Origin of the sequence: Marinisporobacter balticus, from assembly GCF_004345705.1 — a bacterium.
In the GTDB taxonomy this organism is placed as follows: domain Bacteria; phylum Bacillota; class Clostridia; order Peptostreptococcales; family Thermotaleaceae; genus Marinisporobacter; species Marinisporobacter balticus.
The window spans coordinates 66,614-79,139 of record NZ_SLWV01000002.1; the positions used below are offsets into that span (position 1 = coordinate 66,614).

Sequence of the window (12,526 nt, forward strand, 5' to 3'; positions counted from 1 at the left end):
ATACGTTCCTGTGTCTATATTTTGCTTGATCCTCAAACATTTTATACTACTTTATTGTACAAGCAGTAATAATTAAAAAAATCATTCATATACTTATTCTAGGAGGTTTATAGTTTATGATTTATTCGTATATTAAAAAAAATACAAGAAAAACAGTGCCTATTTATAAGAAAATAAATCCAATCAAATTCATGCATTTAACAAAAGTGTTTGGTAAAATTTCTAGTTTCTCATATACATGTCAACTACTCACTAGAAATTCTGAAAACACGTGGATTTTTAAATACCAAGCAAATCATGATCTCTCTATCACTATTCATTTTTGTGATAAAAGCACAGATCCCTATGCTTATATTATGATTGATGTTTTTAGATTTCCTGAAAAATATAGCTATCAGAATTTAGATGATAAAATTCTTAGGGTGATCATCAATCATATACAATCTTTAGATTTTGAGATGCTCATCTTTCAGTTGAAAGAAACGATTCATGTTGATCTTTGCAAGAGAAACGGTTTTAAGGAAAGTAATATTCACCAAATGATTATGTCCATAAAGCCAAAATTTATTCAGTATTAAACATTTTTTAGTCCTGGCATAATTACTTTAAACAAATTTTTCTTTTCTATATTTAGAAATTTTACTTGCTTAACCCCTTCAAACATATTATTTATTTTTTCAAGTCCAATGCCAGTTCTTAAAACTTGATTCTGATCATCTAATAATAGAAGTCTATGATAAAGCCAATTATTCCTTCTTGAAGGATTATTTTCTCTCATAATTGTATGAATATTACTTCCTTTTGGCAATGTTCCAGGATTACTAATCTCTACCTTATTCTCTCCAATTAGTACGATAATGTCTCTAGATATATCTGTATAGTCTCTATGTACTATTGCATTTACAATACATTCAAATATTGCTTTCTTTGGATAGTTTATATTTTTCAAGTATGTATGAATAAAGGTGTTACATTTATTCAGCATTTCAAGAATATTTCCGCCAATCATATGGATCTTTTTTTTGCTTCCTTCAAAGGTAATCATTTTTATTGCACAGTAAGACAAATACTGCTGTGGCTTATCGCAAAACAGAAGTAGTCCTCCCACCGTAGGATAAAATTTATTTGTTTCATTATCAAAATAAACAATTCCAAAATTATTCCATATATCAATTGCTATTTTATCCGTTTCAAAGATACCCATCTTTTTTAAATATTGATTGACCAACGCCTTATTGAGCACATCTATATTTAAATGATATAGGGGGATTAGTTCGTTATGAATAAGACCAACTTCTTGGAACATACTTGCTATTTCATGGCGTCTAGCAATATCCGTTGTTGATCCTCTTCGAATATAAAATGCTCCTGTTTGTCTCATCTGATGTGGTCTTTGAGAACTTTTAAAAATTGTAATCACACCAATATATTTTTCATTGTATGCTACACACTCTGCTCTTATACTTACGGGTGGATCACACCTATGGCTAATAATCTGTTGGAATCTCTCCTCATGAAAATCTTTAGGATCAATGCCAACAATTTCTTTTTCTTTATCCTTTACCCCTATAATTAAATATCCTCTACCCCCTATACTATTGGTAATTGCTATAACATCCTTCGCAAATTCCTTTTTCTCTGAATCTGTATGCAGATGTAAACTTTCCTTAAAATCTAATTTCATGCCTTCTTTATTTTTAATTAATAATTTTAGTTTTTGCAAATTCATTTAACCATTCCTTTCACAGATGGTAAGTTCATAATACTATATCTATGCTTTATTTTCTTATTTTATTTAATTTCTACAAAAGTATTTAAATTCCTATAATGTCTAATAATTATTTGATAAATCTTTTATCAAATGATACTATATTTATAGGAATTTATTTTTGGGGGTGGCTATATGGACTTCAGACAACTTGAAACATTCGTTACAATTGCAAGATTGAAAAGTTTTTCAAAAGCAGCAGATTCTCTTTTTTTAACTCAACCAACAATTAGCAACCATATCCAAAATCTTGAAAATGAATTGCATACAATTTTACTCAATCGTTCCAATAAAAAAGTGACTTTAACAAAGGGTGGAGAAATTCTATTTCGTCATGCAATAGAAATATTAAATAGAAGAGAACAAGCACTCTTTTCTTTAGAATCTTTCAAAGACAAAATAGAAGGCACTTTAGAAATTGCTTGTAGCACCATTCCTGAGCAATATATTCTACCACCACTTTTGAGTGCATTTAATAAAACATATCCAAACGTTCAATATAACCTACTCCATTATGACTCTCAACAAGTAGTAGATGGTATTTTAAATGGTACAATTGATTTTGGTTTTGTAGGTGCAAAAGAGGATATAAAACAACTCAATTATATTGATGTTATGAAAGATCACCTTATATTCATTGCTCCTTTTACAGATCAATACAAAACAATCGAAAAAATTTCTGTAGATTTTTTACGGAAAGAAAAAATGATTATAAGAGAAAAGGGTTCAGGTACTAGAAAATTTTTTGAGCAAGTTCTTCATTTCTATAACCTATCTTTAGAACAGCTAAATATTGTTGCCGTCATTGAAAATACAGAAGCCATTAAGCAGTGTGTGAAACAAGGTTTAGGTACTACAATGATTTCTGAATTAGCAGTAAAAGAGGAGCTTCACTATGACATGGTTAAGAAAATTGAGCTTAAAAATATGAATCCTTCTAGAAAATTTTCTTTTGTATATCATGAATCTAGAATTTTATCGCCTTTAGCAGAAACTTTTAAAAACTTCATGTTAGAAAATCAAAAGCTTCTATAAAAAATTTGCGTGCTACTACCAGAGTTACGCATTTCGCTAACAACATTTCAAATAAATCTATAATTCTCTATATAAGTAAAATAACCGGGTTATATAACCCGATTATTCTATTTGCTACGGAAATATATTTTTTTATGCCTCTAAAAAAGCTTTATACCCTTTATATGCCATATATATATCTATCTTACTCGCTATTTCCATAGGCGCATGCATATTCAATAAAGGCACCCCACAATCCACCACTTCAGCCCCGTAATTGGCTAATATATACGCGATGGTACCGCCACCACCTTGATCTACCTTTCCTAATTCACCAATTTGCCATAAGATATCATTTTCATTAAATATTTTTCGGATTTGAGCTAGATATTCAGCATTGGCATCATTTGAACCTGACTTTCCTCGGGAACCTGTATATTTTGATACCAATATCCCTTTACCTATGTACGCTGCATTTCTTTTATCTAAAACATCCGGAAAATTAGGATCAAACCCAGCCCCAACATCTGCTGATAAAACCTTTGAATTGGCTAGAGCTCTTCTAACTTTTAAGAAATTTAAATCTTCACTTTGCAGTGCCACCAATTCTGCTACTACATTTTCAAAAAATCTTGATTGCATACCTGTATTCCCCATACTCCCGATTTCCTCTTTATCAACCAATAATGCAACAGCTGTTTTTTTAGGTTTATCAATTTCAAATATAGCTTTCATAGCAGTATAAGAACATACACGATCATCTTGACCATAAGACCCTATCAAACTCTTATCAAAACCAACATCCTTCGCTTTTCCAGCAGGTACAATTTCAATTTCAGCTGTTAAAAAATCTTGTTCTTCTATTCCATATTTATCATTTAATAATTTTAGAATATTGTATTTTACCCTTTCTTTTGTTTCTTTATCTTCATAAGGCATACTGCCCACTAAAACATTTAATCCCTCTCCGGTAATCCCTTCACTCATCTTCTTTTCATTTTGATTTTTGGATAAATGTGGCAATAAATCGGTTATAAAAAATACTGGATCTGTATCCTCTTCTCCTACAACAATATTTATTTTTTCTCCATTTTTATTGATTAAAATGCCATGTATGGCAAGCGGTATCGCAGTCCACTGATACTTTTTGATCCCTCCATAATAATGGGTTTTTAAAAGGGCTAATCCGCCATCTTCGTATAAAGGATAGGGTTTTAAATCTAATCGAGGTGAATCTATATGTGCACCAATAATATGCATCCCTTGCTCTATTGGTTCTTCTCCTATGATAAACAATGCAACCCCTTTTCCTTTATTGTTTACATAGATTTTATCGCCCTCTTTTAACACTTCTTTGCCATTGATAAAATCTTCCATATCCTTATATCCGTTTGCCTGCGCTTGTATGATTATTTCTTTAACACAGGCTCTTTCTGTTTTCCCATTATTCAAAAAACACTTATAGCCTTCATTGAATTGAAATACTTCTTTGTTTTCCAATTCATTGATTTTTTCCCATCCATTCTTAAATTCAAAACCAAGTTCGTCATTTGACCTTTTTTCTTCTATTTTCCCAGACAAGTTTATCCCTCCTAATTTATTTATTATTCCTCCTATCCATTACAAGTATGCTATACATATGTTAAGCATTCCCATTATATCTTTTTAATATTGTGTTTATATGCATAAATTGCCGCTCGTGTTCTATCGTTTACATCAATCTTTTTGAATATATTTGAAACATGATTTTTCACTGTTTTTTCACTAATAAACAAAGTTTCACCAATTTCTCTATTATTTTTCCCCTCTGCAATCAACCCCAATACTTCATATTCTCTTCTTGTCAACTTTTCTTTTTTATATACATCCTCCAGTTTTCCTTTTTCAGGGTACTCTTTAACCAAAATACAAGCAAGAGAAGGATGTATATAAGAACGTCCCGCATATACATCTCGGATAGCTTTTATAAGACTCGCTGATTCTGCATCCTTTAAAACATATCCCGATGCACCAATATTAATCGTCTCAAAGAGATACTCTTGATCATCATGAATCGTTAACATAATAATCTTAGCATCCACATTCCTATCTTTTAATCTTCTTAATGCTTGTATTCCATTCATATTTGGCATGTTTATATCTAATAATATGACATCTGGCTTGAATGTCTGTGATTGCTTTATAGCATCTTCCCCATCCACAGCCAGTGCCACTACTTCGATATCCTCTTCTAACTCTATTATTTGCTTTAGTCCTTGTCTCATTAAAGCATGGTCATCCGCAATTACTACTTTGATTTTATATTCCATATCCTATTCTTCCTCCTTATTATTTAAAGGAATAGTAGCCCTAATTCTTGTTCCCATTCCTACATCACTTTGAATGTCAATCTTTCCTTTTAGTAATTCTACTCTTTCTTTCATAATAAACAACCCAAACCCATTTTCTTTGTTATTTGCACCTAATTTGCATTGCACATCAAACCCAACCCCATCATCAATAATTAATAGATTTATACGTTTATCAATCACCTCTAATTTTACCATTACCTTTGATGTCTTGGCATATTTTCTAATATTATTGAGTGCCTCTTGAACAATTCGAAATAGTGATAATTGAATAATTGCATCTCCAATCTCACTGTTTATATTCACTGAAAAATTCACACTTATTTTCGTTTCATCTTCAAAATTAATGAAAAGTCTTTGTAGCGTAGGTACTAAACCCAAATCATCTAATGACATGGGTCTTAGGTTATATATAATTCTTCTTACATCTTTTAGTGATCCCCGAACAATATTTTTTAGAAGCGTTAACTCATATTTTGCTTTTTCCATATCTCTATCGAACAATTTTTCACATATTTCTGCTTTAATCACCACATTTGCCATAGACTGGGCAGGTCCATCATGAATTTCTCTTGCAACTCTCTGACGTTCTTCCTCTTGGGCTTTAATAATCTCAATACCTACCATTTCTTTTTGCTGTATACCTTCTAATTGCTGAAACACCTCTTTTAAATCTCCACTAAGATACCCCATAGCAATTCCTACTTGCGAAACTAATTTTTCAGCTTTTTCCACAACCTCACAGGCAGCTTTTAATCGTTTTTCTAAATCAGATCTCTGTTTAATTAAATCCTTCTCCTCTTTTCTTTTTAATAGTATTTTAACTTTCAATATATTGGCTTCTTCATAAGCATCTCGAATATCCATTTCTGTAAACCGCTTAAAATCCTTACTTACAATAGCAAGTTTTTGCCTGCTTTTTTTTTCAATAATTTCAAGGGCATCTACTTCATCAATAATACAAATTGCTTTGCTTTTTATACTTTCTAATTCATCTTGGAGGTTTTTACACTCTTTTCTGGTTTGTTCAGCAATTTCAAATATATCATTTTGACCTTTTTGTATTGCATCAATTGTATTTTCAATAATTTCGTTCATTTTTTGCGCACTTAATACCGGTTTATCCATATTGCACCTCTAGTTCTTTGATTCTTTTTTGATCATACTTTGCTCTATCAGAATTAATTCTTCATAAATACGTATAATCCTTCTAATATTATTTAAAATCGACAAAAATAGTCATTTAATGCTGTTTCTACAGACTTTCAATATGTTCGCAAGTTATTTTTTCTTTATCCCTAAAAAAACAAACTATCTATTTTTATAGATAGTCATTCACAAATCGTATAATCGGCAATTTTCCATTGATTATTTTCTTCTTTTAAGACGACCCTATAATCAATTTCTTCCTCATATTTAGCTGTAAGTCCTTGCATAGTCCAACAAATCTTTGTTGTAGCTTCCATTACATTCCCATTATAGATTATATTCTCTATATCTATAATTTTTAAATCTAATACTTTATCCATATCTGTAGGATATTCACAAGCTTCTTCAAAGGCTTCAATATCAAAAGATAACAATGGCTCTCTAACAATATTTTTTAGTTGCTCCATCCATTGATCTTTTTCCATATTTTTATTATAAAGATTATTCCATAATTTTGATCGTTGCTTAAACAACACTTCTATCATTACTTTTTCTTTTTCTAATTTTACTTCTTCTACAATAGCTGGATTTGCATCTACAAAACTCCCTTTTCCATGTATGCAGATTGCAATCAAAATTAGAAAAAACAGCAAATTTTTTTTCATTTGTACCCCCCCTAGATATTGTGTATTTCGAATTAATTATACACTAGGTGTGGTTTGAAATTTGGCTTTTGCTGTTGTCAAACAGAAGTTTTTTATCTACATATATTTCTAATCTTTTATTTTTTCACTATAAATGTTCTAAAATAAAATTTATTGCTCATAATTATTCCTATTTTTGTCAGTAAACCTCCTTATTATGATATTTGTTGTATTTTCTCTTTTTCATCATCTGTAAGAATATATTCCAAATCTAATAATAAAACAATTCTATCTTCTAGCTTTCCAACCCCTGTAATATATTTTTTATCCACACCAGCAACAAGTTCTGGTGCGGGTTCAATATTTTCCTCACTTATTCTAAGGACTTGAGATGCTTCATCCACAATAAATCCAACTTGTCGATTTTTTATAGTAATCACAATCACTCTCGTATCAAAATTTATAGTTATATCTTTTAGATTGAATCGCTTTCTTAAGTTAATAATAGGTATAATATCCCCTCTAAGATTGATAATTCCATCTACAAATTTAGGCGTATTTGGCACCTTCACACTTTCTTTATGCTCCGTAATTTCTTTCACATTCATTATATCTACACCATATGCTTCATTCTCTAGTTTAAATATGACATACTGCCTTTCAGCCATAATGCATATCCCCCTTCTCTATAATAAATATGCTATACGTTTCATCTTATTATACTATTCTACAGAACTAACTTTTATCCTTTTTTGTAAACATTAGTCAACAATTTCAATATTATCTAATTGTCTTCTAAAATTCTGTCTGAACTTTTTTAGATATGCTTCTCTAAGGTTTTTTTGTTCTATTTTCTCTTCTTCACTCAATCCTTCTGTTTTAGCTTTTTTAGCTAGAAAATTTATACGTTCAAGATTTTCTTTTGGTAATACCATATCCTTCACCTCTCAAATTTTATCTTATGATAACATAATACAAAAAAGATAAATGTGCGTCAAATACTTCCTCATTTTCTTTTGGTATATTCATTCATCTTCTTGTTATCTTTTCTGTTGCCTCTTTTATATGCATCTTCTTTCGTTATATGCAACCTTCTTTTTTGATCATCCTTTTTATGTTTATTTTTACTTCTTTTATGCTCATTATCCTTATACTTTCCTTTTGTGATTTTATGCACATTCCCGTTTTGATTATTTTCTTCCCTAGGCTTAATCAAGCACTTAGGGCCATATCCAATTAAATCTTGTCTTCCTGCTAAAATTAAAGCTTTCTTTACTAAATCGTAATTTTTATAACTTTTATATTGAAGCAACGCTCTTTGCATCGCTTTTTCTTCTCTTGTTTTCGGAACATATACCATCTTCATATTTCTAGGATCAAGCCCTGTATAAAACATAGATGTAGATAATGTTCCTGGCGTCGGATAAAAATCCTGTACTTGTTCAGGATAATAATGAATATCTCTTAGATATTCTGCCATATCAATGGCAGCATTTAAATCACTCCCTGGATGACTCGACATAAGATAGGGTACTAAAAATTGTTTTTTACCAATTTTTTCATTAATCTTATAAAATTTTTCTACAAACTGGTCATACGTATCTCGCCTTGGTTTTCCCATCAAATCTAAAACTTTTGGCGATACATGCTCAGGGGCCACTTTTAATTGTCCACTTACATGATGGGTACATAATTCCTTCAAAAAATCGTCTTTTTTATCTGCCATAATATAGTCATATCTTAATCCTGAACGGACAAAAACTTTTTTAACCCCTTCAATTTTTCTAAGTTTTCTGAGAAGTTCCAAATATTCATTATGATCTACATAAAGATTTTTACAAGGTTTCGGATATAAGCATTGCTTGTTTTTACAAGCCCCATGTTTTTTCTGCTTTTCACAAGCAATATGTCTAAAATTAGCTGTTGGTCCCCCCACATCATGAATATAGCCTTTAAATTCTTTATCTTTTATAATATTTTGAGCTTCCTCTATGATGGATTTCTGACTCCTGCTTTGAATAACCCTTCCTTGATGAAATGTTAACGCACAAAAAGAGCAACTTCCAAAACAACCCCTTACACTCACAATACTATGTTTCACTTCTTTAATAGCTGGAATCCCACCCATTTTTTCATAGGTTGGGTGATAGTTCCTCATATAAGGAAGCGCATATACTCGATCTAATTCAATTTGACTTAGAGGCATAGCAGGTGGATTTTGTACAACATAAGTATCTTTATGTTTCTGTACTAACACTTTTCCCCTAATACTATCTTGTTCCTCATATTCAATCTTAAATGCTTTTGCATAAGCTATTTTATCTTGCGAAATTTCTTCAAAAGAAGGTATTTGCGTATAATCATAAACTTCTTCTAAATCATCCACTTTATAACAAGTCCCAGGAATATGTCGAATATACTCAATCTTCAATCCATTTTTCAGATTATCTGCAACTTCTACGACCTGTCTTTCGCCCATTCCAAAAATTAGTAAATCTGCTTCACTATCAAATAAAATCGATCTTCTTACCTTATCATTCCAATAATCATAGTGGGCAAATCGTCTTAAACTTGCTTCAATGCCCCCAATAATAATGGAGACTTTTTTATAAGCTTGTCGCACCATATTGGCATATACAATCGTTGCACGATCAGGTCTTAATCCTATTTTTCCTGCTGGGGCATATAAATCTTGCTTTCTTCTTTTTTTGCTAACTGTGTAATGATTTACCATTGAGTCTAAATTACCCGCATTGATTAGAAAACCCAATTTGGGTCTTCCTAATTTTTTAAAATCATCTACATCTTTCCAATCTGGTTGTGCAATAATTCCTACTTTATATCCAGCATCTTCTAAAACTCTCGAAATAATGGCTGTTCCAAAACTAGGATGATCTACGTATGCATCTCCTGTAACGATAATAAAATCTAATTGACTCCATCCTCGTTTTTTTACATCTTCATTACATATTGGTAAAAAATCATTTATTCTCATATTTTCACTCACTCTCATAATCTTCCTACAATACATTCTATTATAATCTTTTTTCTTTTAAATTACTACAATCGTTAACAAAAAAGACCTCAGAGAGGTCTTTTTTAGCTAAAACGATTCATTACTTGCTTATATACATCTTGTGGACTCATTCCCTTAGCATTAATTACAGTGGCCTTAGTACTTGTATCCTGCATCCCTAGTAAATTACTATTTTGTCCGGAAACAACAATTAAGTCAAATTTTTTTAAATTTGATTTCGTATTTTCAAGCGCCATAACATCACACCCTTGATTTTGTAAATAATTTCTAACATTCTCTAATGATTTTTCTACAGCAATTTTTGTCAAAATTAAGACCTCCTAATATAGGATTATTCAATCTTATTATGCCTATATAGGAAGTAAAATATTCTTTATTTTATCTTTTTACTGCTATCTCTTTCTACTAGTTCATGTGGCAAAATAACAACATTACTATCAAGTTCTTCTTTGTTAATCATTTTCACAATGATTCGAATTGAAACAGCACCAATATCATAAATAGGTTGATGAATGGTTGTTAAATTGGGTCTATAGATAGATGCTAGTTTTATATCATTAAACCCTACAACGGAAACATCTCCTGGCACTTCGTATCCATTGTCCAATAAGCAATTTATTGCACCTATTGCCATTACATCACTTGTTGCAAAAATTGCTGTAGGTAAAATGTCTTTCTGTATAAATTCTTTAACAATTTCATAGCTATTTTCCAACTTGAAATTTCCATATCTCACTAAATTGTCATCTATTTCTAATCCATTCTCCTCTAATGCTTTTTGGTACCCTCTAAATTGGTCAAATCCAAAAGCATCTTGATCTAAGCTATTACGAATTAAAGCAATTTTTTTATGGCCATTATCAAAAATATACTTTGTCATTTCATAAGCCGCTTGAAAATTATCAATGGATACAGAAGGAATCAATAATTTACTCGTATTTCTATTAATTAATACCACAGGTGTATCAATTTTTTCAATATATTCAACTAATTGATCCTGTAGTTTCCATGTCATAAATACAATTCCTTCAACTTGCTTTGCTTGTAGTAAATTCAAATATCTTAATTCCTGTTCTAATTGTCCATAAGTATTACATAATAAAATGTCATATCCATACATTTTACCAATTTCTTCTATACCATTTAGAATTTCTCCAATAAAGAAATTTGATATATCTGGAACCACTACACCTATTAATTGACTTTTTTTCATAACCAAACTTCTTGCTATTGGGTTTGGCTGATATCCAGTATCTTCAATGATCTTCAATACTTTTTGACGTATTTCACTACTTACAGGTTTAGAACTATTAATTACACGAGAAACTGTAGATATGGAAACACCTGCCTTTTTTGCTACATCTTTGATTGTTATACTCACAACGTTCACTCCAATTCCCATATATTTTCTTTTTACTAACTTTTCTACGTTTTTATAATATTTCCTTCTTTAATATTTATATTTTTCATATTTTATTATCCAGCAAAAGAGGATTTTTAAAAATTTTGTAGAATTCTTAAACAATAATGATTATTATTCAAACACATCTTAAGAAATTAAATATTATTTTTGTGTTCAACTTTAAAAAAAGAGGTATCTAATTATGGATTTTTATGAAAAATTTAAAAAACTTGCAGATGAATCCCTTCATATTATGATTGTACCACATTCAGGGCAAAGTATACGACAACTTAAATTCAAAAGAATTATTTTATATTTCTCTGCATGTTTTATGGTTATCCTTTGCATTACTTTAATTTTTTTAATCTTTTCAACCATACATCTTAACCAGCAACTAGCTGTGAAGACTCATGATTTATCTAGACTTCAAGAAATAAATACAAATCAATCAACTGAAATAAATAATTTGAAAAATAAAACCAATGAGGTATCCGAAAAATTATCTATACTAAACGAATTAGAATCCCAAGTAAGAAATCTAGTTGGCCTAAAAAATAAAACTACTTCTTCTGTATCTAAGCCTGTTTCTAGATCCGCTATTAGAAATCATTTTCTCTTAGCAAGTATGGACAATGCTCCTTCAAATGAAGAAACGAATGTACAATTAAAAATACTAGCTGCTGAAATGGATGTAGAAACAAAAAATCTTAATAACTTGATTCAAGACGTAACCAATCAATTAAAATTTTTAGATGCAAAACCCAATAAAAAACCCATTTCTGGAAAAATAACCTCCAACTTTGGATATCGAATTAATCCCATTACACATAGAAGTCAATTCCATAAGGGATTAGATATTGCCAATAAACAAGGAACAGACATTGTTGCTGCAGGCACTGGTATCGTTACTTTTTCTGGATGGCAATCTGGTTATGGAAACAGTATTGTTATTTCTCATGGATATGGTTATAGGAGTGTATATGCCCACAATAAGGAAAATATCGTAAACGTTGGTCAAAAAGTTAAAAAAGGCGATATTATTGCAAAACTGGGTAGCACGGGTAGGAGTACAGGGCCTCATGTGCATTTCGAGGTGCAGTATAAAGGAGAACAAATTGATCCACAAAAGGTTTTAACTAAATAATGATTTTAGAGGAGGAACCA

At 30.6% G+C, this 12,526-nt stretch carries 13 protein-coding genes; 3 read left to right on the top strand and 10 right to left on the bottom strand.

All coding sequences use genetic code 11. The features are described from left to right. Positions 1-116: 116 nt before the first annotated feature. Complete coding sequence (locus tag EV214_RS01960) at positions 117-578, top strand: hypothetical protein (protein WP_132242168.1); 462 nt, start codon at positions 117-119, stop codon at positions 576-578. On the opposite strand, the gene EV214_RS01965 is transcribed toward EV214_RS01960, so the two are convergent. Beyond that, positions 575-1,729 (bottom strand): RNA-binding domain-containing protein, encoded by a 1,155-nt coding sequence (locus EV214_RS01965; protein WP_132242170.1) that lies wholly within the window; start codon positions 1,727-1,729, stop codon positions 575-577. The two genes, EV214_RS01960 and EV214_RS01965, sit on opposite strands and share 4 nt — an antisense overlap. Positions 1,730-1,903: 174 nt before the next feature. Between EV214_RS01965 and EV214_RS01970 the strand changes: the two genes are divergently transcribed. Beyond that, entirely contained in the window at positions 1,904-2,803 is a 900-nt protein-coding gene (locus EV214_RS01970) for a selenium metabolism-associated LysR family transcriptional regulator (protein WP_132242172.1), read from the top strand. A 132-nt stretch (positions 2,804-2,935) separates the two neighbouring features. Here EV214_RS01970 and EV214_RS01975 read toward each other — a convergent pair whose 3' ends face one another. The 9 genes from EV214_RS01975 to EV214_RS02015 form a co-directional block, all read right to left on the bottom strand. Beyond that, the gene (locus tag EV214_RS01975; RefSeq protein WP_132242174.1) at positions 2,936-4,363 is read right to left on the bottom strand and encodes an aminopeptidase; all 1,428 of its coding nucleotides are present in this window, start codon (positions 4,361-4,363) and stop codon (positions 2,936-2,938) included. Positions 4,364-4,437: 74 nt separating this feature from the next. Further along, positions 4,438-5,091, bottom strand: coding sequence for a response regulator (locus tag EV214_RS01980; RefSeq protein ID WP_132242176.1), 654 nt, complete (start codon positions 5,089-5,091; stop codon positions 4,438-4,440). Positions 5,092-5,094: 3 nt separating this feature from the next. Further along, positions 5,095-6,258 carry a sensor histidine kinase gene (locus EV214_RS01985; protein WP_132242178.1) on the bottom strand — a complete coding sequence of 388 codons (1,164 nt, stop codon included), beginning with the start codon at positions 6,256-6,258 and terminating at the stop codon, positions 5,095-5,097. Positions 6,259-6,461: 203 nt separating this feature from the next. Further along, positions 6,462-6,944, bottom strand: a complete 483-nt coding sequence (locus EV214_RS01990; protein ID WP_132242180.1) for a hypothetical protein — start codon at positions 6,942-6,944, stop codon at positions 6,462-6,464. A gap of 194 nt (positions 6,945-7,138) precedes the next feature. Continuing rightward, positions 7,139-7,591, bottom strand: a complete 453-nt coding sequence (locus EV214_RS01995; protein WP_132242182.1) for a chemotaxis protein CheW — start codon at positions 7,589-7,591, stop codon at positions 7,139-7,141. Positions 7,592-7,684: 93 nt separating this feature from the next. Further along, complete coding sequence (locus EV214_RS02000) at positions 7,685-7,858, bottom strand: DUF896 domain-containing protein (RefSeq protein ID WP_132242184.1); 174 nt, start codon at positions 7,856-7,858, stop codon at positions 7,685-7,687. Positions 7,859-7,929: 71 nt separating this feature from the next. Then, on the bottom strand, positions 7,930-9,930 hold the full coding sequence (locus EV214_RS02005) for a YgiQ family radical SAM protein (RefSeq protein ID WP_330571237.1): 2,001 nt from the start codon (positions 9,928-9,930) through the stop codon (positions 7,930-7,932). Between the two features lie 92 nt (positions 9,931-10,022). Beyond that, on the bottom strand, positions 10,023-10,268 hold the full coding sequence (locus EV214_RS02010) for a YkuS family protein (RefSeq protein ID WP_165916181.1): 246 nt from the start codon (positions 10,266-10,268) through the stop codon (positions 10,023-10,025). Positions 10,269-10,333: 65 nt separating this feature from the next. After that, complete coding sequence (locus EV214_RS02015) at positions 10,334-11,341, bottom strand: LacI family DNA-binding transcriptional regulator (RefSeq protein ID WP_243116525.1); 1,008 nt, start codon at positions 11,339-11,341, stop codon at positions 10,334-10,336. 223 nt (positions 11,342-11,564) lie between these two features. Here EV214_RS02015 and EV214_RS02020 point away from each other — a divergent pair, with 223 nt between their 5' ends. After that, positions 11,565-12,506, top strand: a complete 942-nt coding sequence (locus tag EV214_RS02020) for a M23 family metallopeptidase (RefSeq protein WP_132242190.1) — start codon at positions 11,565-11,567, stop codon at positions 12,504-12,506. Positions 12,507-12,526 lie beyond the last annotated feature (20 nt).